This is a genomic window from Streptomyces odontotermitis (assembly GCF_050510915.1).
In the GTDB taxonomy this organism is placed as follows: domain Bacteria; phylum Actinomycetota; class Actinomycetes; order Streptomycetales; family Streptomycetaceae; genus Streptomyces.
Genome location: NZ_JBNJLS010000001.1, coordinates 1,057,331 through 1,081,905, shown reverse-complemented (window position 1 = coordinate 1,081,905; position 24,575 = coordinate 1,057,331). Strand labels below are relative to the sequence as shown.

Here is a 24,575-nt window from a genome sequence, read left to right as displayed (position 1 = left end):
TCGCGAGATGCCTGCCGAGTCCGTCTTCCCTCAGCTTGAGGCCCTGCTGCCCCATGTGCAGAAGCCGATTCAGTACGTCGGCGGTGAGCTGAACTCCACCGTCAAGCCGTGGGAGTCGTGCGACGTCCGCTGGGCCCTGATGTACCCGGACGCCTACGAGGTGGGGCTGCCCAACCAGGGCGTCATGATCCTCTACGAGGTGCTGAACGAGCGCGAGGGCGTGCTCGCCGAGCGCACGTACAGCGTGTGGCCGGACCTCGAAGAGCTGATGCGGGAGCACAAGGTCCCCCAGTTCACCGTGGACTCGCACCGCCCCGTCCGCGCCTTCGACGTCTTCGGGCTCAGCTTCTCCACGGAGCTCGGCTACACGAACATGCTGACGGCCCTGGACCTCGCGGGCATCCCCCTGGAGTCCAAGGACCGCACGATCGACGACCCGATCGTCCTCGCGGGCGGCCACGCGGCCTTCAACCCCGAGCCGATCGCCGAGTTCATCGACTGCGCCGTGATCGGCGACGGCGAGCAGGCCGTGCTCGACATGACGGAGATCATCCGCGCGTGGAAGGCCGAGGGCTGCCCCGGCGGCCGCGAGGAGGTCCTGTTCCGCCTCGCGAAGACCGGCAGCGTCTACGTCCCGGCCTTCTATGACGTGGAGTACCTCCCGGACGGCCGCATCGGCCGCGTCGTGCCCAACAAGTCGGGCGTCCCGTGGCGCGTGTCCAAGCACACCGTCATGGACCTGGACGAGTGGCCGTACCCGAAGCAGCCCCTGGTCCCGCTCGCGGAGACGGTCCACGAGCGCATGTCGGTCGAGATCTTCCGCGGCTGCACCCGCGGCTGCCGCTTCTGCCAGGCGGGCATGATCACCCGCCCGGTGCGGGAGCGCAGCATCACCGGCATCGGCGACATGGTGGAGAAGGGTCTGAAGGCCACCGGCTTCGAAGAGGTCGGCCTGCTCTCCCTCTCCTCCGCCGACCACTCCGAGATCGGCGACATCGCCAAGGGCCTGGCCGACCGGTACGAGGAAGACAAGATCGGCCTCTCCCTCCCCTCGACCCGGGTGGACGCGTTCAACGTCGACCTGGCCAACGAGCTCACGCGCAACGGCCGCCGCTCCGGCCTCACCTTCGCCCCCGAGGGCGGCAGTGAGCGCATGCGCAAGGTCATCAACAAGATGGTCAGCGAAGAGGACCTGATCCGGACCGTCGCCACCGCGTACGGCAACGGCTGGCGCCAGGTGAAGCTGTACTTCATGTGCGGCCTGCCCACCGAGACGGACGACGACGTCCTGCAGATCGCCGACATGGCGATGAACGTGATCCAGAAGGGCCGCGAGGTCTCCGGCTCGAACGACATCCGCTGCACGGTCTCCATCGGCGGCTTCGTGCCGAAGCCCCACACCCCCTTCCAGTGGGCCCCGCAGCTCTCCTCCGCGGAGACCGACGCCCGCCTGGAGAAGCTCCGCGACAAGATCCGCGGCGACAAGAAGTACGGCCGCTCCATCGGCTTCCGCTACCACGACGGCAAGCCCGGCATCGTCGAGGGCCTGCTCTCCCGCGGCGACCGCCGCATCGGCGCCGTCATCCGCGCCGTCTACGAGGACGGCGGCCGCTTCGACGGCTGGCGCGAGCACTTCTCGTACGACCGCTGGATGGCCTGCGCCGACAAGGCGCTCGCCCCCTTCGGCGTGGACGTCGACTGGTACACGACGCGCGAGCGCACCTACGAGGAGGTCCTGCCCTGGGACCACCTGGACTCGGGCCTCGACAAGGACTGGCTCTGGGACGACTGGCAGGACTCGCTCGACGAGACCGAGGTCGAGGACTGCCGCTGGACGCCCTGCTTCGACTGCGGCGTCTGCCCGCAGATGCAGACGGAGATCCAGATCGGCCCGACCGGCAAGAAGCTCCTGCCGCTCACGGTCGTGAAGTAGCGCCCGGATAGCATCCCCGGATGCCCCGCCTCACCCCGCCCGCCGGCCCGGTCCACCGCTCCTTCGTCGCAGCGATGGAGGAGTTCCGGGCCGAGGGGCGGGGCGCGCCCGGCGACGACACGACGCTCGGCCGGGTGCTGCGCGACTACGGCGGCCGCTGGCAGGACCCCGAGGTCTTCGCCGCGTACGTCGCCGAGGTCCTCGCCGCCGCCCATCCCGAGGGGCCGAACTCCGTTCCCGTCACGACCCTTTGGTACGTGGACGGGACGGACTACCTGGGGCGCCTCTCCATCCGGCACACCGTCGCCACCCGCTTCCTGCGCGAGTACGGCGGCCACATCGGCTACGACGTCCGCCCCAGTGCCCGCCGCCGCGGCCACGCCACCGCGATGCTGCGCGCCTGTCTGCCGCACGCGGCCCGACTGGGCCTGGAATCCGTGCTGGTGACGTGCGACGTGGACAACTCCGGTTCGCGCAAGGTGATAGAGGCCGCGGACGGGGAGTTCGAGGACGAGCGCGGCGGGAAGCTGCGCTACTGGATCCGAACCGACCGCCGCCCATTGAACGTCTAGGACGACATGGACCTGGAGAAGCCCCCGCAGCCCCCGCCGCCCCCGGCGCCCGCCGCGGTGTCCCGCGAGGCCGAGGGCTGTCTCGCGGTCGCCATCCGCATCCCCGTACGCATCGTGGTCTTCGTCTTCGTCGTCCCGGTGCGCCTGGTCTGGGACGCCCTCACCGCCTTCGGCCGCCTCCTGTACCGGAGCCTGCTGCGCCCGGTGGGGCGTGGACTGGCATGGCTGGGGCGGGTGTTGTTCGTGGTGCCGCTGTCGTGGCTGTACGCGTGGGTGCTCGCGCCGGTCGGAAGGGCCGTCGCCTGGGTGGCCACGGCGGTCGCGAGCGGAGTCGGCTGGGTCCTCGTCGGCATCGGCCGCGCCCTCGCCGCCTGCGGCCGGGGCATCGGCGCGGCCTGTGCGTGGCTGTGGCGGTACCTGGTCGTGGTGCCCGTGAGCTGGCTGTGGCGCTACCTCGTGGTGGTGCCCCTGTCGTGGCTGTACCGGCGGGTGTTCAGCCCTGTCGGACACGGCACGGTGTGGCTCCTGCGGGTGCTGTTCGTGGTGCCCGCGGTGTGGCTGTACGCGAGCGTGCTCACCCCGCTGGGGCATGCGATCGCCTGGCTGGTCAAGGGAGTTGCGGCCGGGATCGGCTGGCTGGCGCGCGGCGTGGTCCTCGTCGTCGGGACGCTCCTGCGATGGATCTTCGTGGTGCCCCTGGTCGCGGTGTGGCGGTGGATCCTTACGCCCGTCGGGCGGGTGCTCGCCGTCGTCGGACGGGAGATCGGGGACGCGCTCGGGCACGCGTGGCGGGTGGCCGGGTATGTGTCGCGGGCCGTGGGGCGGTTCCTCGGCACGCTGCTGCGCTGGATCTTCGTGGAGCCGGTGCGCTGGGCGTACCGGACGGTCCTCACCCCGATCGGGCACGTGGTCCGGGACGTGGTGTGGCGGCCCGCCGCGAAGGTGGCCCGGGAAGTGGGGCGCGCCACCCGGCAGGCCCTCTCCGCCGCCCGGCAGAGCCTGCGCCAGGCCCGCGCCGACGTGCGCAGGACGCTGTTCGGCGCCCCGCGCGAGCCCGCCCCGGTCCCGGTGGCCCGGCGGGAACCGGACCCCGCGGAGCCACGTACTCTAGGTAGCAGTACGACCGCACTCACGAAGACCGATATTCACTAAGGACAGGGACACTGGGCAAGCGACAGCCCGTAGGCCCGCCGCCCGCACCCGCGGTGCAGCGCATCCGACTGCGCTACACCAAGCGCGGCCGCCTCCGGTTCACCAGCCACCGCGACTTCCAGCGCGCCTTCGAGCGGGCGCTGCGCCGCGCCGAGGTGCCCATGGCGTACTCGGCCGGGTTCACCCCGCACCCGAAGGTGTCGTACGCCAATGCCGCACCCACCGGCACCGGCAGCGAGGCCGAGTACTTGGAGATCGCGCTCACCGCCCCGCGTGACGTGGACAAGCTCCGTGAGCTGCTCGACGAGTCGCTGCCCACCGGGCTCGACATCGTCGACGCGGTCGAGGCCCGCACCTCGGGCCTCGCCGACCGGCTCGCCGCCTCCGTCTGGGAGCTGCGCCTGGAGGGCGTCGAGCTCGCCGAGGCGGAGCGCGCCGCGGCCGCCTTCCTGGCCGCCGAGACCGTCGAGGTCCAGCGCCGCACGAAGAACGGCATGCGCACCTTCGACGCCCGCGAGGCCGTCGCGAGCCTGGAAGCGATCAGTGATCCGGCTGATAGGCCGACCGACAGAGCCTGTGCGATACTGCGGCTGGTTGTTCGGCACGTGACACCTGCCGTGCGACCCGACGACGTCCTGTCCGGTCTCCGAGCTGTGGCCGACCTGGCGCCGCCGGTCCCCGCAGCGGTGACCAGGCTGGCGCAGGGGCCATTCGATGACGAGACCGGCACGGTGACCGACCCGCTCGCACCCGACCGCGAGGCAGCCTGAACTGCCGCCGCGAAGGTGCCGGCGTAAGGAAGGTCCCGCGTAGGGACGGATGTCGAAGCGCCGCCCTCGTACTCGGGAGCCACCTGGGTCGGGCAGCGCACTGACCGAGACTTTCGCCAGGCCGTCCGCACATGGGCGTACGGAACCGGCGAGACAAGACATAGAGAGCTCCCGTGCGGCGCCCGCGCCCCGGATGGCGGCCCCGCTGTTTGCGCAGCGCGGGCCGGAAACACCGGACCAGGCGCGGCGCCCGGGAGCGTGACGGGAGAACCGCCCGCATGCTTGAGCCGAACGAACCCACTGAGGGCTCGGAACAGAACAGCACCCCCAGCGACACCCTGCCTCCGCGCCGTCGGCGCCGGGCGGCGTCGCGTCCCGCGGGACCCCCCGCGGGCACCGCCGAGGCGGCTCCGGCCATACCGGCCACCCCCGCCACGGACCAGGGCGCCGAGAGCGCCGAGACGGCAGCGGCGGCCGACGCCGCGCCCGCCGGGACCCCGCAGGCCGAGGCCGCGCCCGCCGCGCGCCCGCGCCGCCGTGCGACCCGTCGTGCCAGCGCGCCCGCAGGGGCGCCGAAGGGGGACGAGGCCGCCGCGCCCGCCCAGGAGGAGCCGGCCAAGGCCGCCCCCGCCGAGGCCGAGCAGCCCGCCGCCGAGCCCGCACAGGAGGCCGCGCCCACCGGGCGTACGCGCCGTCGCGCGACCCGTCGTGCCTCCGCGCCCGCCGGGGCGCCGCAGTCCGCGGAGACCGCCGAGGCCGCCGCCCCCGCCGAGACCGTGACCGAGCCCGCCGGGCAGGCCGCCGAGGCCGAGTCCGCCGCCGAGCCCGTCGCGGACGCCGCCCCGCGCCGCTCGCGTCGCCGTGCCACCCGCAGCGCGTCCGCGCCCGCCGGGGAGCCCAAGGCCGCCGAGGCCGCGCAGGAGGCGGAGCCCCAGCAGGCCGCCGCCCCCGCCGAGACCAAGGCCGAGGAGCCCGCCGAGGCCGCGCCCGCGCGCAGCCGCCGCCGCGCCACCCGTAAGGCCGCCGCCGGGTTCTCCGCGCCCGCCACGCAGAAGGCCCGCTCCGCCAGGGGCGAGGCCGCCGAGGACGCCGAGGACTCGGGGCGCCGCCCCAAGCGGCCCGCCGTCGCGGTGTTCCAGGCGCCGGTCTTCACCGAGCCGATGTTCCAGACGCCGGAGCGCGCCGCCGCTGCGGCCGCCGCCGAGGCCGCCGAGGCGCCCGTCGAGGAGGCCCCGGCCGCCGTGGAGGAGGAGCAGGCCCCGCGCCGTCGCCGCCGTCGCCGCGCCGCCGACGAGGAGGCCGCCGCCCCGCAGGAGGCCCCCGCCAAGGCCGCCGACGAGGACACCGACACCGAGACCGAGGCCGAGACCGACGCCGAGGAGCAGCAGTCCGCCGAGGACGGTGACGCCGAGGAGACCGGCGAGCGCCAGGGCCGTCGCCGTCGCCGTGGCGGCCGCCGCCGCAGGCGCGGTGAGTCCGCCGAGACGGACGAGGCCACGGACCAGCACGCCGACGGCGACGCCGCCGAGCAGGACGCGGACGCGGCCGACACCGCCGAGCACGATGACGAGGACGCCGAGGACGGCGACTCCGAGCCGGAGTCCTCGGGGTCCGGCTCCAGCAGCAGCCGTCGTCGCCGTCGCCGCCGCCGTCGCGCCGGTGACTCGGCCGAGAGCGAGCCGGGCGCCGGTGACCCCGAGCGCACGGTCGTGAAGGTGCGCGAGCCGCGCGCCAAGAAGTCCTCGGACGACGCGCCGTCGGACGAGGTGCAGTCCATCAAGGGCTCCACCCGCCTCGAGGCCAAGAAGCAGCGCCGCCGCGAGGGGCGCGAGCAGGGCCGCCGCCGGGTGCCGATCATCACCGAGGCGGAGTTCCTGGCGCGCCGCGAGGCCGTCAACCGCGAGATGATCGTCCGCCAGAACGGCGACCGCACCCAGATCGGCGTCCTCGAGGACAACGTGCTCGTCGAGCACTACGTCAACAAGGAGCAGTCGACCTCGTACGTCGGGAACGTGTACCTCGGCAAGGTGCAGAACGTCCTGCCGTCGATGGAGGCCGCCTTCATCGACATCGGCAAGGGCCGCAACGCCGTCCTGTACGCGGGCGAGGTCAACTTCGAGTCGCTCGGCATGGCCAACGGGCCGCGCCGCATCGAGTCCGCCCTCAAGTCCGGCCAGTCGGTCCTCGTGCAGGTCACCAAGGACCCGATCGGCCACAAGGGCGCCCGCCTGACCAGCCAGGTCTCGCTGCCCGGCCGCTACCTGGTCTATGTCCCCGAGGGGTCGATGACCGGTATCAGCCGCAAGCTGCCCGACACCGAGCGCGCGCGTCTGAAGACCATCCTCAAGAAGATCGTCCCCGAGGACGCGGGCGTCATCGTGCGCACCGCCGCCGAGGGCGCGAGCGAGGACGAGCTGCGCCGTGACGTCGAGCGGCTGCAGCAGCAGTGGGAGGACATCCAGAAGAAGGCGAAGGCGGCCTCCACGAGCTCGCCGAGCCTGCTGTACGGCGAGCCGGACATGACCGTCCGCGTCGTCCGCGACATCTTCAACGAGGACTTCTCCAAGGTCATCATCAGCGGCGACGAGGCGTGGCAGACCATCCACGGCTATGTCTCGCACGTCGCCCCCGACCTCGCGGACCGGCTCCAGAAGTGGACGTCCGAGGTCGACGTCTTCGCGACGTACCGGATCGACGAGCAGCTGATGAAGGCGCTCGACCGCAAGGTCTGGCTGCCCAGCGGCGGTTCGCTGGTGATCGACAAGACCGAAGCCATGGTCGTGATCGACGTCAACACCGGCAAGTTCACCGGTCAGGGCGGCAACCTCGAAGAGACCGTCACGAGGAACAACCTCGAGGCGGCCGAGGAGATCGTGCGCCAGCTGCGGCTGCGCGACCTGGGCGGCATCGTCGTCATCGACTTCATCGACATGGTCCTGGAGTCCAACCGGGACCTGGTCCTGCGGCGGATGCTGGAGTGCCTGGGCCGGGACCGGACCAAGCACCAGGTCGCCGAGGTGACGTCGCTGGGTCTGGTGCAGATGACGCGCAAGCGCGTCGGCCAGGGCCTGCTGGAGTCCTTCTCCGAGACCTGCGTCCACTGCAACGGCCGCGGCGTGATCGTGCACATGGAGCAGCCCACCTCCCAGGGTGGCGGCGGCAAGCGCAAGAAGCGCGGCGGCCGGGGCGGCTCGGACCACGGTCACGAGCACACGCACGAGGTCGCGGCCGAGACGGCCGAGTCCGCCGAGGCCGTGGAGACCGAGGCCGAGGTCGCGGCGGAGGCCGCCGCTCCGGTGGCGCTGCCCGAGCCCGACTTCGTACCGGACGAGGAGCTGTACAGCAGCGCCGCCGAGGCCGAGGCCGCCGCGTCCCGTGGTGGCCGCTCGCGCCGCCGTGCGACCCGCAGGGCGTCGGCTCCGGCCGGGGCTCCCAAGGCCGAGTCCGAGCAGCCGGAGACGGCGGAGAAGCCGGAGAAGGCCGCGAAGGCGGAGAAGAGGGCCGGGAAGAAGGCCGAGCAGAAGGCCGCTTCGAAGGCCGAGGCTCCGAAGGCCGAGGCTCCGAAGGTGGAAGCCCCGAAGGCCGAAGCCCCGAAGGCGGCGGCGCCCGTCGAGCCCGAGCAGCCGGTGGCCGCCGAGGCCCCGGCCGAGGCTCCCGCGGCCGACGACGCCGCGCCGAAGGGACGTACGCGCCGGCGTGCGACCCGCAAGGCGTCGGCCCCGGCCGGTTCGCCGAAGTCGGCGGAGGCCGCGGAGGTCGTGACCCCCGCCGAGCCCGAGCCGAGCGCGCCGGTCGCCAAGGAGGCCGAGCCCGTCGCAGAGGCGCCCGCCGAGGCCGCGGCCCCGGCCCGTCCGCGGCGTCGCGCGGTCCGCAAGACCGCGGCGCCGACCGCGTCCGAGGACACGGCCGTCGTGGTCGTGCCGTCGGCCGACAAGGACAAGGCAGAGGCCGGGTCCGGATCCGAGTCCGAGTCCGATGACAAGGCCGAGGTGAAGGCCGAGGCCGAGGAGGCGGCGCCCGCCAAGAAGACGGCGCGCAAGACCGCCAAGAAGGCGACGGCCAAGAAGGCAGCCACCAAGAAGACGGCTGCCAAGAAGACCGCCGCCAAGAAGACGACGGCAAAGAAGGCGGCGAAGACCACCAAGTCGGCGTCGAAGAAGACCGCGGCGGCGGAGCAGCCCACGCTCTCCGGCGTCTCGGCCTCGGCCGACGAGGGCTGAGCCGACCGGTAGGCGGTACGGCAGTACCACGGTGCCCCTGGCCGACGGAATGCGTCGGCCAGGGGCACCGGTGCGTGTGGGGCGCACCGGATGACGTGATGCGCCCTGCCCCGGCTGGGGCGAATGGTGTACAACACAGGCAGAACAACACACGGCGCGTACGCGGGGGTTGGGGAGATCACGCGGCCGCGCCAGGGGAGGGAACACCGATGACGCTGCCGCGTCTCAGAGGCACGGGCAAACACCGTGCGGCGAAGCCGACCGCGGCCGGGCGCCGGGCCGTGGCCCTGGCCACCGTCCTGTCGGCCGCCGGGATCCAGGCCGTCGGCGCCGTGGGCACCGCCGAGGCGGACGACACCGCGCAGAACACCGCGCAGGCATGGCCGGAGGGGCCGGTCTTCAACGACCCGAAGGGCGACGCCGACCAGCAGTACGCGATACGCACCCGGCTGCTCCAGCTGACCGACGCCGCCAAGCCGGGCTCGACGATCAAGGTCGCGGTCTACCACGTGTGGGAGGCCACGGTCGTCCAGGCGCTGGTGAACGCGAAGAACCGCGGCGTGCACGTGCAGATCCTGCTCGACGAGTCCAGCAGGAGCGACCGGCCCACGAACACCTCGTACGCCACGCTCGCCGAGGCCCTCGGCACCGATCCGGCCAAGTCGTCCTTCGTGGCGCTCTGCCCGCCGCACAAGTCCTGTCTGGGCGACCCCAAGTACGGCCAGTCGATCATGCACAACAAGTTCTGGCTGTTCTCGGAGGTCGAGGGCGCCAAGGACGTCGTCGTGCAGACCACGTCGAACTCGACTCCCTCGGCGCACACGAAGTTCTTCAACGACGCGCTGCTGCTGCCGAACAACCCGACGATGTACGACGCGTACGCGGACTACTTCAGCGACATGGTCGGCAAGCGCTGGCGGGACTGGGACTACCGCACGGTCAGCAGCGGCCTCTACAAGGCGTACTTCTTCCCGCGCGACGGTTCGGTGAACGAGACCGACACCATGTACTCGGTCCTGAACAACGTGAGCTGCACCTACAAGGACGCGCACGGAGTGAAGCAGCGCACGAAGGTCCGCGCCGCCATCTTCAAGGTCACGCGCAAGCAGATCGCCGACAAGCTGGTCTCCCTGAAGAAGGCCGGCTGCTCCGTGGACCTCGTCTACGCCGAGACCGACAGCAAGAAGAGCCAGGGAACCCCCGGCACCTGGGAGACCCTGCACAAGTCCGGCGGCCCCACGCTGCGCTGCTACAACGACGACCGGGACCCGCTGCACCCCGGGCAGAAGCTCACGACGCCGTACATCATCCACACGAAGTACCTGCTCATCGACGGCGTGTACGACGGCAAGCGGAACAAGGTCTCCTTCACCGGCTCGCAGAACTACACGGGCCCGGCGCTGCGCGAGAACGACGAGGCGATCGTGAAGGTCGACGACGACGGCGTGCACGACACCTACCGCGCCCACTTCGACCGGGCGAAGGCGGTCGCCTGGCCGGGCAAGGCCGACACCACCGACCTGTGCAAGGGCGTGAAGCCGCTGCCGCCGGACGGTGAGAATCCCAGGACCTGAGCTGGTCAAGGGCCGGTTTGACCCTTCAGGGCGGGCCCCGTAACCTTGACCGTCGGCGTGTCCACATGGACTGCCGCACCCTCGTAAACCTATTTCCTCCCAGGGCCCAGGCCAGGGGAGAGGCCGTCTGCCTTCTCGCGGGCGGCTGGACTGCGGGGATCCGTTCCGAGCGAGAGAGAGTTCCGCGTGTACGCCATCGTGCGCAGCGGTGGTCGCCAGCACAAGGTTGCTGTCGGCGACATCGTTGAGGTTGACAAGATTTCCACCGCCAATGTGGGCGACACGGTCGAGCTCTCGACCCTGCTCGTCGTCGACGGCGACTCCGTGACCAGCGACCCGTGGGTGCTGGCCGGCATCAAGGTCCAGGCCGAGGTCGTGGACCACCACAAGGGCGCGAAGATCGACATCCTTCGCTACAAGAACAAGACCGGCTACCGCCGTCGCCAGGGTCACCGTCAGCAGTACACGGCGATCAAGGTCACCGGCATCCCCACGGCTGCGAAGTAAGGGACTGAGACAAGATGGCACACAAGAAGGGCGCATCGTCCACTCGGAACGGTCGCGATTCCAATGCTCAGCGGCTCGGCGTGAAGCGCTTCGGCGGTCAGGTCGTCAACGCCGGTGAGATCCTGGTCCGCCAGCGCGGCACCCACTTCCACCCGGGCTCGGGCGTCGGCCGCGGCAAGGACGACACCCTGTTCGCGCTGGACGCCGGTGCGGTGGAGTTCGGTACCCACCGTGGCCGCAAGGTCGTGAACATCGTTCCGGTCGCCTGAGTCCGTCTTTCTGACTGATCAGGCGCTCGTCGAGCGAGTTCTGCGAGGGCGGACCTCCTTCCCTGTCATCGGGAAGCAGGTCCGCCTTTCGCGTGTTACAGCTAACGCATAAAAGACATTTCCGTACACCCCCTCTGCCCTAAAGGCGTGGGGGGACCCCCAGGAGGCACTGAACCATGACCACCTTCGTGGACCGCGTCGAGCTGCACGCCGCCGCGGGTAACGGAGGCCACGGCTGTGCCTCCGTTCACCGGGAGAAGTTCAAGCCGCTCGGCGGGCCCGACGGCGGGAACGGCGGCCGGGGCGGTGACGTGATCCTCGTCGTCGACCAGGACGTCACCACGCTCCTCGACTACCACCACAGCCCCCACCGCAAGGCCACCAACGGCCAGCCGGGCGCGGGCGACAACCGCGAGGGCAAGAACGGCCAGGACCTGGTCCTGCCGGTCCCGGACGGCACCGTCGTCCTCGACAAGCAGGGCAATGTGCTGGCCGACATGGTCGGGCAGGGCACGACGTTCGTGGCCGGTCAGGGCGGCCGCGGCGGCCTCGGCAACGCGGCCCTCGCCTCGGCCCGGCGCAAGGCCCCCGGCTTCGCGCTGCTCGGTGAGCCGGGCGAGACGCGGGACGTGGTCCTGGAGCTGAAGACCGTCGCGGACGTGGCGCTCGTCGGCTACCCGAGCGCGGGCAAGTCCTCGCTGATCTCGGTGCTCTCCGCCGCCAAGCCGAAGATCGCGGACTACCCGTTCACGACGCTCGTCCCCAACCTGGGCGTGGTGACGGCCGGTTCGACCGTCTACACCGTGGCCGACGTGCCGGGGCTCATCCCGGGCGCCAGCCAGGGCCGGGGCCTCGGCCTGGAGTTCCTGCGCCACGTCGAGCGGTGCAGCGTCCTCGTGCACGTCCTGGACACCGCCACCCTGGAGTCCGACCGCGACCCCGTCTCCGACCTCGACGTCATCGAGGAGGAGCTGCGGCAGTACGGCGCGGGCCTGGAGAACCGGCCGCGCCTCGTCGTCCTCAACAAGATCGACGTGCCGGACGGACAGGACCTCGCCGACCTGGTCAGGCCCGACCTGGAGGCGCGCGGCTACCGCGTCTTCGAGGTCTCCGCGGTGGCCCACAAGGGCCTCAAGGAGCTGTCGTTCGCGCTCGCCGAGCTGGTCGGCGCGGCCCGTGCGGCCAAGCCGAAGGAGGAGGCGACCCGCATCGTCATCCGCCCCAAGGCCGTCGACGACTCCGGCTTCACGGTCACCCGCGAGGAGATCGGCGGCGAGCCGCTCTTCCGCGTGCGCGGCGAGAAGCCCGAGCGCTGGGTGCGCCAGACCGACTTCAACAACGACGAGGCCGTCGGCTACCTCGCGGACCGGCTCAGCCGCCTCGGCGTCGAGGACGAGCTGATGAAGGCGGGCGCGCGCTCCGGCGACGGCGTCGCCATCGGCCCCGAGGAGAACGCGGTCGTCTTCGACTGGGAGCCCACGATGCAGGCCGGCGCCGAGATGCTCGGCCGCCGCGGCGAGGACCACCGCCTGGAGGCCCCGCGTCCGGCCGCGCAGCGCCGCAAGGACCGCGAGGCCGAGCGGGACGAGGCCCAGCGGGAGTACGACGACTTTGAGCCGTTCTAGGAGGGCCGGGAGCCGACGGCTCCGGTAAGCCCCCCCCTGTGTACGAGAAAGGCCCCCAGAATCGCTCTGGGGGCCTTTCTCGTACCTGCTGGGTGCTACCGCACGACGGGACGGCGCGGGACTACGCGGTGACCGAGTCCTCCGCGCCGTTGTCCGCGCCGTTGTCCATGGCGGCGTCCTGCGCGGCTTCCTGTGCGGCTTCCTCCGCCTCCTCGGCGGTGCGCTGGCCGGGGATGCCGGCGCCGAGGCGGGCCTCCATGCGCACGCGGCGCTCGTCGGCCTGCTCGCACAGGGCCAGGGCCGCGGCGTTGAAGCGGGCCAGGGACGGCGGGTCCGAGGGGCCGAGGAGGTGCTCCTTGAGCTCGGCCCGGTCCTCCGCGTACGGGTCGGTGGCGGGGTTGCGCACCGACTCCAGGAGCGCCGGGACGCCCTCGGCGGACGGCGACAGGATCGCCGCCGCGCGCACCGTCGGGAAGCCCGCGCGGAACTCGGCCTCCGACATCCCGGAGGTGTTCGCCACCGCGTACGGCTTCTCGCTGCTCAGCCAGTCCGAGACGACCGAGGAGACGTCGCTGATCAGCAGGTCGGCGGCGTTGAAGCAGGTGAAGATCGCCGGGCGGGGGCCGGTGACGATCTGGTGCTCCCACTCGGGGAACGAGGCCCAGTACGCGGCCTCCCAGGCGGCGGTCGCCTCGGCCACGGCCCGCTGGCGGTCGCCCTTCGGGCTGCCCTGCAGCAGCATCCGCTCCATCTCGTCGGAGCTCTTGCGGAACGCCGTCCGGGTCAGCTCGTCGAGCTCGGCGGCGCGGCGGGTCAGCTCGGCGGCGGCCTCGGGGCCGGGCCGGGCGCCGGAGCGCTTGGTGTTGGCCTCGGCGATCATCGCCTTGATGCGCTCGTTGGCGGCGCCCGCGCGCGGGTCCTGCGAGCCGGTCATCGGGTGCGGCTTGTACAGGAGGCGGACCTTCGGGTCGGCGAGCAGCGCGCGCACGATGTTCTCGCCCGCGAGGACGACCGAGGTGTTGCCCGGGTTGCCGTCCCAGCCCTCCCAGGTGGGGGCGTACAGGACGGTCGTGTACGGGCTCGTGGGCGCCCCCGCGTACGGGCGGATCGGGGAGAGCTGCGGGCGGCCCACCTCGACGACGTCCTTGTCCTCGACGCCGATGTCGGCGAGCTGGTAGCGGTCGCGCGCGGCGGGGCCCGCGACCCAGACCTGGTCGTACGCCTTCGCGTACGGGTTGCAGGAGGAGAGCTTGTCGCTCTCGCCGTGGTTGATGAAGGCGTGCTTGATCGAGGGGATGCGCAGGACCTGCGAGGTCTTCGCGGCGTTCGCCGGGTGCAGCATCATCTTCAGCGTCGACGTCTCCAGGGAGAACATCGTGGCGACCTTCGGGAAGCAGATGATCGGGACGTCGGTCGCGTCGATCTTCTGCACCATGAAGCGCTCACGCAGCACGATCAGCGGGTTGCCGTCGACCGCGGCGAGCGTGGAGAGCCACATGTTCGCCTGGTACGCGGAGGTCGTGCCGCCGGAGAAGTACATCGCGACGGTCGGCTTGTAGTCGGCCAGCCACTTGTCGAGCCACTGCATGACCTGCTCGGCGTTCTTCGCGCGCTTCTTCGGCAGCAGCCAGGTGGCCAGGTAGAAGGTGCCGCCGGCCAGCAGGGTGATGGAGATGCCGAGGCCGATGCCGCCCCAGTAGGCGTCCGTGGTCGCCGCCGTGACCAGCAGGCCGACGGTCGTGGGGATCGAGAACAGCAGCAGGCGGTGGCCCTGCCGGCGGGACAGGATCCGCGGCGGGGCGGCGCTCAGGTGCAGCGCGGACGCGTCGATGTTGCGCGTGACGATCGGCAGCGAGCGGGTGCGGCGCACCAGGACGGCGGCCGCGTGGCAGCAGAAGTGCAGCACGTAGAAGGCGAGCAGCGCGATCGTCAGCGGGGACTGCTCGGCCAGCGGCTCGATGCCGTCGATGCGCAGCAGGCCGACCAGGACGAGCATGTCGCGCAGGAGCTGCCGCACGGTCACGTCGAAGCGGATCTTGCTGAGGAGCGAGAGCAGTCCCGGCTGCTTGTACTGCAGGTAGACATCGAGAGCGAGGTTCGCTGCGGACGCGGCGATGAACACCGGGACGTACGGCAGCAGCGCGGTCACGAGCTGGGCCGTGAAGAGCGCGAACATCGCGAGCAGCGCGGACAGCTGCACGACGCGACGGGGGGCGAGTCCGGCTGAGGGCACGGGCTGGGCTCCTGGCGGGGGGATGGGCAGGATGGACAGGGGGGAAGTCGACCACTGACCGTATGACGCCCGGTGGCTCCGGAGCAATCTTCCGTGACCACTATCACCGGATACAGGGGCAAAGGTAATGAACCGAAGCAGCCATTTTCGCCTCAGGAACGGTCGCCGTCCGCCCCTCGAAATGCGCGGGCGCCCCGTGCGCGCACTCGCGTAGATTGCAGGCCCTAAGCGCAAATGTGAGCAACTGGGGAAGCGTGTGACAGGGGCAAGGCAGTCAGTGGCAGAGGCCCACCGGGTCGTCGTCAAGGTCGGGTCCTCGTCCCTGACCACCGCATCGGGGGGCCTGGACGCCGACCGCGTTGACGCTCTGGTCGACGTACTGGCCAAAGCCCGAATCCAGGGGGCGGCCCGCAGGGCCTCGGTTGAGGGCGGTGGCGGGAGACGGGCGGGCGGGGGAGAGCGGGAGGTCGTGCTCGTCTCCTCCGGGGCCATCGCCGCCGGGCTCGCCCCGCTCGGCCTGCGCCGGCGCCCCAAGGACCTCGCCCGCCAGCAGGCCGCCGCCAGCGTGGGCCAGGGCCTCCTCGTGGCCCGCTACACCGCCTCCTTCGCGCGCTACGGCGTACGCGTGGGGCAGGTGCTGCTCACCTCCGACGACATGGCGCGCCGGGCGCACCACCAGAACGCCTCGCGCACCCTCGACCAGCTCCTGGCCATGGGCGCGCTCCCGGTGGTGAACGAGAACGACACGGTGGCCACCGACGAGATCCGCTTCGGCGACAACGACCGGCTCGCCGCCCTCGTCGCCCACTTCGTCCGCGCCGACCTCCTCGTCCTCCTCTCCGACGTGGACGGGCTCTACGACGGGGACCCCGCCAAGCCCGGCACCTCCCGCATCGGCGAGGTGCGCGGCCCCGCCGACATAGCGCACGTGAAGATCGGCAGCGCGGGCAAGGCCGGGGTCGGCACCGGCGGCATGGTCACCAAGGTGGAGGCCGCCGGGATCGCCGCCGCCGCCGGGATCCCCGTCGTGCTGACCTCCGCGAGCCAGGCCGCCGACGCCCTCGCGGGCCGCGACACCGGCACGTACTTCCACAGCACGGGCCGCCGCTCCGCCGACCGCCTGCTGTGGCTGCGCTACGCCTCCGAGCCGCGCGGCGCGCTCACGCTCGACGACGGGGCGGTGCGCGCGGTCGTCGAGGGCCGCAAGTCGCTGCTGCCCGCCGGGATCGCCGCGGTGGAGGGCGAGTTCACCGCGGGCGACCCGGTCGAGCTGCGGGACACGGCGGGCCGCGCGGTCGCGCGCGGTCTGGTGAACTTCGACGCGAAGGAGCTCCCGCGGCTGCTCGGCCGCTCCACCCGAGACCTCGCCCGGGAGCTCGGACCGGCGTACGAGCGGGAGGTCGTGCACCGGGACGATCTGGCGCTGCTGCACCCGTGAAGATCCCTGACCTGCCCTGGAGATCCCCGGCCCGCCCCTGAGGGACCCCTGCGGCACCCCTGGGGCCCTTGGATCCCTCGGCCCCCGGCCGAAAATCGCTGCGAATGCAGGTGTGGGGCGGCCTCTGCGAGGTGAAACTCCCCAAAACTGCCCCGCGAGAGCTCTTGGCCTGCTCAACTTTGTTGCAAGCAGTTCGAGTTCCGCAGCACCGTTGCGTATCGGCACCACCATCGCGTAAAGGAGGCCGTCGTGAGACGAGTACGCCAAGGGGCGGCGTCCCGCGGGCCCGGCGAGCGGGCCGCGCTGACGAGCGTCGCCACGGGGGCGGCGTACGCCGGTGCGCGGGAGAGCTCAGGCAGCAGCACGGAGGAGAGCCAGGAGGGCGACACCGTGGAAGCGCCCCGCCTGTGGCACGTCACCCTGAGCGTCTCGGGCGCCGAGGCCCCGCTGAAGGAGGTCAGGCGCGGCCTCGAACAGCTCGCCCACGACCACCCCTTTCTCCTGACGAGCCGCTACGCCCAGGACCACGCCGAGATCCGCTACTGGGAAGAGGCCCGCGACCTGCACGACGCGGCCGCGGTCGCCCTGCGCCTGTGGGGCGAGCACCGGCAGAGTGCCCAGCTGCCGCCGTGGGAGATCGTCGGCCTCGAGGTCATCGACCGGGACACGTACCACCACCGCATCGCCGAGGGCTACGGGCCACAGCCGGCCACCCCGGTCGGCGTGCACCCGTTCTGACCCGCCGGTCCCCGTGGCGGCCACCCCGTCTCGGGGACTGGAAACCCGCTCGGCGCCCGCCCGCGGGCCCATTACCCTGCCCCCATGACCTCGTACGACGACACTCTCTCGCCCGTAGCCCAGGCCGCCCACCGCGCGCGGGACGCCGCCGCGGTGATCGCGCCGCTGCCGCGCGCCGCGAAGGACGCCGCCCTCCTGGCGATCGCCGACGCCCTGGAGGCGCGCACCGCCGAGGTCGTCGAGGCCAACGCCAAGGACACCGCCCGCGCGCGGGAGGCCGGGACCAGCGAGACGGTCATCGACCGGCTCACGCTCACCCCGGAGCGCGTCGCCGCCATCGCCTCGGACGTACGGGACGTCGTCGCGCTGCCCGACCCGGTCGGCGAGGTCGTCCGCGGCTCGACCCTGCCCAACGGCATCGACCTGCGCCAGGTCCGCGTCCCGCTCGGCGTCGTCGGCATCATCTACGAGGCCCGGCCGAACGTGACGGTGGACGCCGCCGCGCTCTGCCTCAAGTCGGGCAACGCGGTGCTGCTGCGCGGCAGTTCCTCGGCGTACGAGTCGAACACCGCGCTGGTGAAGGTCCTTCGGGACGCCGTGGAGGGGGCCGGTCTGCCCGCCGACGCCGTGCAGCTCGTGCCGGGTGAATCCCGGGACTCCGTACGGGAGTTGATGCGCGCCCGCGGGCTCGTGGACGTGCTCATCCCGCGCGGCGGCGCCTCGCTGATCAAGACCGTCGTGGAGGAGTCCACCGTCCCGGTCATCGAGACCGGCACCGGCAACTGCCACGTCTACGTGGACGCGGACGCCGACCTCGACACGGCCGTCGACATCCTCGTGAACTCCAAGGCGCAGCGCCCCAGCGTCTGCAACGCCGCCGAGACCCTCCTGGTGCACCAGGACATCGCCGACGCCTTCGTGCCGCGCGCCCTGGACGCCCTGGCCGAGGCCGGCGTCACCGTCCACGCCGACGCGCGCGTCGGGGCGTACGCCCCCGGCTCGAAGGCCACCGTCGTGCCCGCGACCGAGGAGGACTGGGAGACCGAGTACCTCTCGTACGACATCGCGGCCGCCGTCGTGGACTCCCTGGAGGGCGCCGTGGAGCACATCAGGCGCTGGACCTCCGGGCACACCGAGGCGATCGTCACCACCTCGCAGCAGGCCGCCCGCCGCTTCACCCAGCTCGTGGACTCCACGACGGTCGCGGTGAACGCCTCGACGCGGTTCACGGACGGCGGCCAGTTCGGCTTCGGCGCCGAGATCGGCATCTCCACGCAGAAGCTGCACGCGCGCGGCCCGATGGGGCTGCCCGAGCTGACGTCGACGAAGTACATCGTCACCGGCGACGGCCACACCCGCTGATCCTCCGCCGTTCCGTCCGGAACCTCGTAGCAACCCCTGAATTCCCTTACCGTCCGCCCAAATTGCCCCTTCCGGGTCTAGGCTGGAAGGGTGCCGGAGGACGTGGGGGGCACGCCGTCGTTCCCTGACGGCTGGGAGCCCGACGACGAGCGCGACCGCGGGGGTGCGGACGAAGAGTTCGCCTCCGTGGTCTTCGACGAGGACTTCGTGCGGGCCGCCGAGATCCATGAACCCAGCGCGGTGGAGCGGTTGTTGGCCGCCGCCCAGGCGCGCGCCGAGGCGTCCGAGGCGGAGGCCCGCCGCGCCCGCACGCGGCGATCCGGCCACGACCCGGGCGACGACGAGCTGTACGAGGACGGCTACGGCCCGGACGGCACCGGCGAGTTCGGCCGCGACTACGACAGCGCCGACGACTTCTACGAGCGCGACCTGGACCCCGAGGAGTACGCCCGCGCCAAGGGCTACGGCTCCCACATCCGCTGGCAGCGCCCCATAGCGTGGATGCTCGCCCTGCTCATGGGCATCGGCATGGTCGCCCTCGCCTTCACCGCGGTCTACCGAGGAGCCTCGTCCGGCCGCGACCAGGTGCCGCCGCCCGCCTCCGAGCAGCAGGACCGCGTCTCGCCGACCGTCTCGGACAGCCCCTCGGTCTCCGCGGAATACGGCCCGCCGCCGGTATCCGCCGTGCCCCGCACCCCCTGACCGGCCTCGTGAAGAGTTGTCGGAACTTGTCGTGTACCAGGGCGTTTACCTGACGGCCTGGAGACCTACCCTGAAGGTATGGGCGGCCCAGGAGAACCACCTGCGGGGACCCCCGAAGGCGCACCCGGTGGTGGTGAGGACGAATACGGATCCGTCGTCTTCGACGAGTCGTTCGTCCGCGCTGCCCGGCTCCAGGAGTTCTCCGCGCAGGAGCGCATGGGGGACCACGCGCGCGCGGTGCGGCGCCGCCCGGGTCTGCGCAAGAGCCTCTCCCGGCAGGCCGTCATCCTCGTCATCCTGATCGCCGTCGCCTTCGGCACCGCGATCTACATGGGTGTCCGCCACCCCTACCAGTCCCCGGCGGCCCGGCGCCCCGAGCCGCTGCGGATGACCGTCGTCCCGCTCGCCCCGCGCGGCGCCGTGCCCGGCGCCGCCAAGGCCGCCGAGCTCTACGCGCACAGCCCCGCCAAGGAGTTCCGGGTGGGCGCCAGCGGCATCAACCTCCCGGCGGCCCGGCGCACGGCGCACTTCTCGGACGGCCAGGTCGTGGCCGCCCTGACCACCGCCAAGGACTACCTGGTCGAGTCCTCCCTCGACCCGGACGTGCTCACCGGCGACTCGGTGCGCTCCGCGCGGATCCTGCTCGACCCCGAGCTGCTCGACCAGTTCGACGAGAGCTTCCGCCACCCCGCCGCGGACGGGCGGCACGCCCCGACCGGCTGGCTGGTGCGCTTCGACCCGCGGCGGGTGGAGCTCGCCGACCCCGGCATCCGCGTCCAGGGCACCCTGCGCATCGCCGAGACCGACAAGAACACCCTCGAGGTCGTCTCGGACCACACCTTCGTCTACGCCCTGCGGCCCGCGGGCACGCACACCGGGCCGGTCTCGCTGTTCACCCTCCGCCGCGAGCTGCACTTCCGGTTCGACCGCGACGATCTGCGGCTGCGCCAGACCGAGCTGTTCGGCTCGGCCGCGCAGGCGGGGCCGCTGTCCTGCTCGGCGGACTCGACGGCGCGGCTGCGGCCGCTGCTCGCCGGGGAGCACGCGACGGCGGGCGGCCCGGCCGGTACGGACCCGTACGCGACGGGCGCCGCGACCGCGCTCTGCGGTGCGCTGGCGCCCGCCGCCCAGCCTTCGCTGTCGCGGTAGCTGCTTGCCCCCGTCGTGGCTGTTTGCCCCCCCCCGTCGCGGCTACTTGCCCCCGTCTTCGGGGGAGTTGCCGGGGCCGGGGTCCGAACTGCCCGTGTCCGGGCCGGAGTTGCCGGAGCCACCGGGGTTGCCGGAGGTGCCGGATCCGCCGGCCGCGCCGCCCGTGAACTTCCCGCGCAGCCTGCCGCCCAGGTCGCCCGCGCCGCCCGCGATGTCGGTGACCAGCTTCATCAGCGGGTCCTTGCTGCTGCGCACGTCGCTCGCGTAACTCGCCGCGGACTGGCGGAAGGAGTCCGAGACCGAGGTGTCCTTGTCCTCGTCGCGGCGCGGGTAGTGGCCGTCCATGATCCGCTGGTAGTCGCGGGTCGCGGCCCACTTCTTCAGCTCGGCGGCGCGCACGGTGGTGAAGGGGTGCGAACGCGGCAGCACGTTCAGGATCTTCAGGACCGAGTCGCGCAGGTCGCCCCCGGCCTCGTACTCCTCGGCCTGCTCCAGGAACGCGTCCACGTTCATCTCGTGCAGGTGGTTGCCGCCCGCGATCTTCATCAGGCCGCGCATCGACGCCTGGAGGTCCTGCCCGACCAGCAGGCCCGCGCGGTCCGCCGACAGCTCGGACTTGCGGAACCACTCGCGCAGCGCCGTCACGATCGCCATGATCGCGACGTTGCCCAGCGGGATCCACGCCACCTTCAGGGCGAGGTTGGTGAGGAACAGCAGGATCGTGCGGTAGACGGAGTGGCCGGACAGGGCGTGGCCCACCTCGTGGCCGACGACCGCGCGCATCTCCTCCTCGTCGAGCAGCTCGACGAGGCCCGTGGTGACGATGATGATCGGCTCGTCCAGGCCGATGCACATCGCGTTCGGCACCGGGTCCTGGTTCACGTACATCGGCGGGACCTTCTCCAGGTCCAGGATGTAACAGGCGTCCCGCAGCATGGTGTTGAGGTGCGCGAACTGCGCGTCCGAGACCCGTACCGAGTCCGAGAGGAACAGCAGCCTGAGGCTCCGCTCGGGCAGCAGGCCGCTGAGCGCCTTGAAGACCGTGTCGAAGCCGCTGAGCTTGCGCAGGGCGACCAGGGCCGAGCGGTCCGCCGGATGCTCGTACGCCCGTGAGGAGATCCCCGGGAAGCGCCTGCGCTGCCTGCTGGGCACGCTCTCGTGGCCGCTGCCCGAGCCGTCGTGGTTGTCGTCGGTCATGCCGCATCCCCCATGTCTTGTCCTCCTCTGGCCCCCGAGGCTGGCCCCAGCCTAGGCGGAGATACCGTGACAGGGCAGCCACAGAAGGAGTCGTCCGTCATGGAGTACACCCCCGCAGCCGCCTGGGTCACCGAGGCCGCCAAGGCGACAGGGCATCAGGGGCCGGGCAACCTGCTCCGCGTCGTGCTGATCGTCATGGTCGTCGGCTGCGTCCTGGTCGGCTGGTTCCTGCTGCGGGGCTACCGCGACGGGGGCGCGCAGGAGTCCGCGAAGGAGGGCGCGCGGGAGCCCGCGAACAGGGGAGCGCAGGAGCCCGCGGGCTCCGCGGAGCAGCCGGACGCCGCACCCGGCAACTCCCCGGGTGACCGCAACAGCTGAGTCGGCGTGAGCCGGAGCGCGGCCCCCGCTTACGATGGGCCGGAAGTCTTAGTCCCGATCCCCCATCCCATCACCCCGGATAGGTCCTGCTGACGATGAGCCTCCACAGCACCGCCGCCCAGCTGGCCACCCTCGCCTCCGAGGGCGGCGAGCACGGCGGCAACCACGAAAGCCTCAGCCCGTATCTCACCGGTGGCGGCGCCCTCGCCGTCCTGCTTCTGCTGCTGTGGATCACCACGCGCTTCAACCGGGACCGCTGAACCAGGTTCACCGTTCAACCGGGCAGAACGAGAGCCCGTCCGCCGGGCCGGTAGGGTCTGCACGCATGGGAGAGCAGGACATGCCTACCGGCCCCGGTGCCGGCCCGGCGAGCAAGGGCAAGCGCCGCCTCGGCGTCATGGGCGGAACGTTTGACCCCATCCACCACGGACACCTGGTGGCGGCCAGCGAGGTCGCCGCGCAGTTCCACCTCGACGAGGTGGTGTTCGTGCCGACCGGGCAGCCGTGGCAGAAGAGCGACAAAGAGGTCTCTCCTGCCGAGGACCGCTATCTGATGACGGTCATCGCGACCGCCGAGAACCCGCAGTTCTCGGTGAGCCGCATCGACATCGACCGCGGCGGCCCCACGTACACCACGGACACCCTGCGCGACCTGCGCACCCTCAACCCCGACACGGACCTCTTCTTCATCACGGGCGCCGACGCGCTCGGCCAGATCCTCACCTGGCGCTACACCGAAGAGCTGTTCTCACTGGCGCACTTCATCGGAGTCACCCGTCCCGGCCATACGCTGGCCGACCCGGGGCTGCCCGAGGGCGGAGTCTCGCTCGTGGAGGTGCCGGCCCTGGCGATCTCGTCCACGGACTGCCGTGCGCGGGTCTCCAAGGGGGATCCCGTCTGGTACCTGGTGCCGGACGGTGTGGTGCGTTATATCGACAAGCGCGAGCTGTACCGCGGCGAGTGAGCCGAGAGGGGCACCGGTGAACGACCGACAGTACGACCCGTACGCGGGCGGCGACCCGTATGCGGGGGAGTACGCGGCTGATCAGTACCAGGTCGTCGGGTACGACGAGTACGGGCGGCCGGTGTACCAGCAGGTCCAGCAGCAGCCCCAGCAACACCAGCAGCCCCAGCAGCCGCCCGCGTACGACCCGTACGCCGGGCAGCAGCAGACGCAGCAGCCCCAGTCGCAGCAGCAGCCCCAGGGGTACGGCTACGACCCGTACGCCACCGGCACGCAGCCGACGGCCGCCCCCTCGCCGTACGACACGGCCAACCAGCCCGCGTACGACACCGGCTCCTACCCGCCGTACGAGCAGCAGCAGACCGGCTGGATCCCCCAGCAGCAGTCGCACGAGCCGCACCACCAGTCACATCAGCCCCACCAGTCGCCCCCGCAGCAGCCGCACCAGCAGCCGCAGGAGGCCCCTCGGCACCACGAGCCCGAACCCGGGCCGGGGCCCGAGTCCGCGGCCGGTCCGGAGCGCGACTACCGCACCGAGCAGTTCTCCTTCATCGAGGAGCCGGACGACGACTCCGAAGACGTCATCGACTGGCTGAAGTTCACCGAGAGCCGCAGCGAGCGGCGCGAGGAGGCCAAGCGGCGCGGCCGCTCCCGGCTGATCGCGCTGGTCGTGGTCCTCGCCCTGGTCGCGGTCGGCGGCGTCGGCTACCTCTGGTACGCGGGCAAGCTGCCCGGCCAGTCGGACAGCGACTCCGGCGGGGCCGCGGCGGCCGGTCCGCAGAACCGCGACGTCGTCGTGATCCACCTGCACAACACCAAGGGCGGCGGCACTTCCACCGCCCTGCTCGTGAACAACACCACCACCGGGCAGGGCACCACCGTCCTGCTCCCCAACTCGCTGTCCGTGACCGACGACGACGGCGCCGCCACGACGCTCGGCAAGTCCGTGGACGACGACGGCTCCAGCGGCACCCGGGAGTCGATCGACACCCTGCTCGGCACCAAGGTCGAGGGCACCTGGCGCCTGGACACCCCCTACCTCAACAACCTCGTCGACCTCGTCGGCAACATCGACATCAATACGAACGCGGACGTACCGGACCCGAAGGCGAAGAAGAAGGGCGAGGCCCCCCTCGTCAAGAAGGGCGAGCAGCAGACGCTGAGCGGCCCGATGGCCGTCGCGTACGCCACCTACCGCGCGCCCGGGGAGTCCGAGAACGCGCAGCTGACCCGGTTCGGCCAGGTCCTGCAGGGCGTCCTGCGCAAGCTCTCCTCCGACCAGCAGGCCGCCACGACCACCGTGCAGTCGCTCGCGCAGGTCCTCGACCCCTCGCTGACGGACAAGGACCTCGGCGCCTTCCTCGCCAAGCTCGCCGACCGCGCGAAGGGCGGCGACTACACGACGGCGCTCCTTCCGGTACGCCAGGACGGCACCCTCACGGAGAAGGCCAGCGCGAGCGTGGTCAAGGACGTGCTCGGCGGCGCGGTGAAGAGCCCCGACAAGGGCGCGGCCGTGCGGGTCGGCGTCCAGAACGCGACCGGTGCCAAGGGCGCGGAGGAAGGCGCCCGGGTCTCCCTCGTCAACGGCGGCTACACCTTCGTCGACGCGGGTACGGGCTCCGCCGCCCGGGCCGCCTCGCAGGTGACCTACGCGGACGCGAAGCAGAAGGAGGCGGCGTCCGAGGTCGCCAAGACCCTCGGCCTCCCGGCGAGCGCGGTCCGCAAGGGCAGGACGGCGGCGAACGCGGACGTGTCGGTGGTCCTCGGCCAGGACTACAAGGCGCGGTGAGCC

20 protein-coding genes are annotated in these 24,575 nt (G+C 71.9%); 18 read left to right on the top strand and 2 right to left on the bottom strand.

Going from position 1 to position 24,575, the window contains the following annotated elements:
• The first annotated feature begins 7 nt into the window (after positions 1 to 7).
• From ACQB60_RS04940 to obgE, 9 genes are all read left to right on the top strand, one after another.
• Positions 8 to 1,933 carry a TIGR03960 family B12-binding radical SAM protein gene (locus ACQB60_RS04940; protein ID WP_496924535.1) on the top strand — a complete coding sequence of 642 codons (1,926 nt, stop codon included), beginning with the start codon at positions 8 to 10 and terminating at the stop codon, positions 1,931 to 1,933.
• A gap of 20 nt (positions 1,934 to 1,953) precedes the next feature.
• The gene (locus ACQB60_RS04935) at positions 1,954 to 2,505 is read left to right on the top strand and encodes a GNAT family N-acetyltransferase (protein WP_496924534.1); all 552 of its coding nucleotides are present in this window, start codon (positions 1,954 to 1,956) and stop codon (positions 2,503 to 2,505) included.
• Positions 2,506 to 2,511: 6 nt separating this feature from the next.
• Positions 2,512 to 3,657 carry a hypothetical protein gene (locus ACQB60_RS04930; protein ID WP_496924533.1) on the top strand — a complete coding sequence of 382 codons (1,146 nt, stop codon included), beginning with the start codon at positions 2,512 to 2,514 and terminating at the stop codon, positions 3,655 to 3,657.
• A gap of 53 nt (positions 3,658 to 3,710) precedes the next feature.
• On the top strand, positions 3,711 to 4,427 hold the full coding sequence (locus ACQB60_RS04925; protein WP_496924532.1) for a TIGR03936 family radical SAM-associated protein: 717 nt from the start codon (positions 3,711 to 3,713) through the stop codon (positions 4,425 to 4,427).
• A gap of 278 nt (positions 4,428 to 4,705) precedes the next feature.
• Positions 4,706 to 8,647 (top strand): Rne/Rng family ribonuclease, encoded by a 3,942-nt coding sequence (locus ACQB60_RS04920; RefSeq protein ID WP_496924531.1) that lies wholly within the window; start codon positions 4,706 to 4,708, stop codon positions 8,645 to 8,647.
• Between the two features lie 209 nt (positions 8,648 to 8,856).
• Positions 8,857 to 10,221, top strand: a complete 1,365-nt coding sequence (locus ACQB60_RS04915; protein WP_496924530.1) for a phospholipase D-like domain-containing protein — start codon at positions 8,857 to 8,859, stop codon at positions 10,219 to 10,221.
• A 186-nt stretch (positions 10,222 to 10,407) separates the two neighbouring features.
• A complete protein-coding gene (gene rplU / locus ACQB60_RS04910; RefSeq protein ID WP_384839581.1) occupies positions 10,408 to 10,728 on the top strand; it encodes a 50S ribosomal protein L21 in 321 nt (106 codons plus the stop codon).
• Positions 10,729 to 10,742: 14 nt separating this feature from the next.
• A complete protein-coding gene (gene rpmA / locus ACQB60_RS04905; protein WP_010986870.1) occupies positions 10,743 to 10,997 on the top strand; it encodes a 50S ribosomal protein L27 in 255 nt (84 codons plus the stop codon).
• A gap of 176 nt (positions 10,998 to 11,173) precedes the next feature.
• Positions 11,174 to 12,622 carry a GTPase ObgE gene (obgE, locus tag ACQB60_RS04900; RefSeq protein WP_496924529.1) on the top strand — a complete coding sequence of 483 codons (1,449 nt, stop codon included), beginning with the start codon at positions 11,174 to 11,176 and terminating at the stop codon, positions 12,620 to 12,622.
• 121 nt (positions 12,623 to 12,743) lie between these two features.
• On the opposite strand, the gene ACQB60_RS04895 is transcribed toward obgE, so the two are convergent.
• Positions 12,744 to 14,855 carry a hypothetical protein gene (locus ACQB60_RS04895; RefSeq protein ID WP_496924528.1) on the bottom strand — a complete coding sequence of 704 codons (2,112 nt, stop codon included), beginning with the start codon at positions 14,853 to 14,855 and terminating at the stop codon, positions 12,744 to 12,746.
• 256 nt (positions 14,856 to 15,111) lie between these two features.
• Here ACQB60_RS04895 and proB point away from each other — a divergent pair, with 256 nt between their 5' ends.
• The 5 genes from proB to ACQB60_RS04870 all read left to right on the top strand — a co-directional run bounded on the left by proB (position 15,112) and on the right by ACQB60_RS04870 (position 20,244).
• Entirely contained in the window at positions 15,112 to 16,293 is a 1,182-nt protein-coding gene (gene proB / locus ACQB60_RS04890; RefSeq protein WP_496924527.1) for a glutamate 5-kinase, read from the top strand.
• Positions 16,294 to 16,542: 249 nt separating this feature from the next.
• Positions 16,543 to 17,031, top strand: a complete 489-nt coding sequence (locus ACQB60_RS04885) for a DUF8830 family protein (protein ID WP_384839570.1) — start codon at positions 16,543 to 16,545, stop codon at positions 17,029 to 17,031.
• A gap of 84 nt (positions 17,032 to 17,115) precedes the next feature.
• Positions 17,116 to 18,393 (top strand): glutamate-5-semialdehyde dehydrogenase, encoded by a 1,278-nt coding sequence (locus tag ACQB60_RS04880; protein WP_496924526.1) that lies wholly within the window; start codon positions 17,116 to 17,118, stop codon positions 18,391 to 18,393.
• 90 nt (positions 18,394 to 18,483) lie between these two features.
• Positions 18,484 to 19,095 (top strand): SCO2584 family spore wall biosynthesis protein, encoded by a 612-nt coding sequence (locus ACQB60_RS04875; RefSeq protein ID WP_496924525.1) that lies wholly within the window; start codon positions 18,484 to 18,486, stop codon positions 19,093 to 19,095.
• Positions 19,096 to 19,173: 78 nt separating this feature from the next.
• Complete coding sequence (locus ACQB60_RS04870; protein WP_496924524.1) at positions 19,174 to 20,244, top strand: SCO2583 family membrane protein; 1,071 nt, start codon at positions 19,174 to 19,176, stop codon at positions 20,242 to 20,244.
• A 42-nt stretch (positions 20,245 to 20,286) separates the two neighbouring features.
• On the opposite strand, the gene ACQB60_RS04865 is transcribed toward ACQB60_RS04870, so the two are convergent.
• Complete coding sequence (locus tag ACQB60_RS04865) at positions 20,287 to 21,441, bottom strand: M48 family metallopeptidase (RefSeq protein WP_496924523.1); 1,155 nt, start codon at positions 21,439 to 21,441, stop codon at positions 20,287 to 20,289.
• Between the two features lie 99 nt (positions 21,442 to 21,540).
• Here ACQB60_RS04865 and ACQB60_RS04860 point away from each other — a divergent pair, with 99 nt between their 5' ends.
• From ACQB60_RS04860 to ACQB60_RS04845, 4 genes are all read left to right on the top strand, one after another.
• Positions 21,541 to 21,819, top strand: coding sequence for a hypothetical protein (locus tag ACQB60_RS04860; protein WP_496924794.1), 279 nt, complete (start codon positions 21,541 to 21,543; stop codon positions 21,817 to 21,819).
• 95 nt (positions 21,820 to 21,914) lie between these two features.
• The gene (locus ACQB60_RS04855) at positions 21,915 to 22,079 is read left to right on the top strand and encodes a hypothetical protein (RefSeq protein ID WP_384839556.1); all 165 of its coding nucleotides are present in this window, start codon (positions 21,915 to 21,917) and stop codon (positions 22,077 to 22,079) included.
• 65 nt (positions 22,080 to 22,144) lie between these two features.
• Positions 22,145 to 22,783, top strand: coding sequence for a nicotinate-nucleotide adenylyltransferase (nadD, locus tag ACQB60_RS04850; protein WP_384839553.1), 639 nt, complete (start codon positions 22,145 to 22,147; stop codon positions 22,781 to 22,783).
• Between the two features lie 16 nt (positions 22,784 to 22,799).
• Positions 22,800 to 24,572: an LCP family protein gene (locus ACQB60_RS04845; protein WP_496924522.1), complete on the top strand. Its 1,773-nt coding sequence runs from the start codon at positions 22,800 to 22,802 to the stop codon at positions 24,570 to 24,572.
• Positions 24,573 to 24,575 lie beyond the last annotated feature (3 nt).

Bases quoted from the DNA above. Each gene is read 5' to 3' on its own strand.
- ACQB60_RS04940 (WP_496924535.1), top strand. From the start codon at position 8: ATGCCTGCCGAGTCCGTCTTCCCTCAGCTTGAGGCCCTGCTGCCCCAT.
- ACQB60_RS04935 (WP_496924534.1), top strand. From the start codon at position 1,954: ATGCCCCGCCTCACCCCGCCCGCCGGCCCGGTCCACCGCTCCTTCGTC.
- ACQB60_RS04930 (WP_496924533.1), top strand. From the start codon at position 2,512: ATGGACCTGGAGAAGCCCCCGCAGCCCCCGCCGCCCCCGGCGCCCGCC.
- ACQB60_RS04920 (WP_496924531.1), top strand. From the start codon at position 4,706: ATGCTTGAGCCGAACGAACCCACTGAGGGCTCGGAACAGAACAGCACC.
- ACQB60_RS04915 (WP_496924530.1), top strand. From the start codon at position 8,857: ATGACGCTGCCGCGTCTCAGAGGCACGGGCAAACACCGTGCGGCGAAG.
- rpmA (WP_010986870.1), top strand. From the start codon at position 10,743: ATGGCACACAAGAAGGGCGCATCGTCCACTCGGAACGGTCGCGATTCC.
- obgE (WP_496924529.1), top strand. From the start codon at position 11,174: ATGACCACCTTCGTGGACCGCGTCGAGCTGCACGCCGCCGCGGGTAAC.
- ACQB60_RS04880 (WP_496924526.1), top strand. From the start codon at position 17,116: ATGACCTCGTACGACGACACTCTCTCGCCCGTAGCCCAGGCCGCCCAC.
- ACQB60_RS04870 (WP_496924524.1), top strand. From the start codon at position 19,174: ATGGGCGGCCCAGGAGAACCACCTGCGGGGACCCCCGAAGGCGCACCC.
- ACQB60_RS04865 (WP_496924523.1), bottom strand. From the start codon at position 21,441: ATGACCGACGACAACCACGACGGCTCGGGCAGCGGCCACGAGAGCGTG.
- ACQB60_RS04860 (WP_496924794.1), top strand. From the start codon at position 21,541: ATGGAGTACACCCCCGCAGCCGCCTGGGTCACCGAGGCCGCCAAGGCG.
- ACQB60_RS04855 (WP_384839556.1), top strand. From the start codon at position 21,915: ATGAGCCTCCACAGCACCGCCGCCCAGCTGGCCACCCTCGCCTCCGAG.
- nadD (WP_384839553.1), top strand. From the start codon at position 22,145: ATGGGAGAGCAGGACATGCCTACCGGCCCCGGTGCCGGCCCGGCGAGC.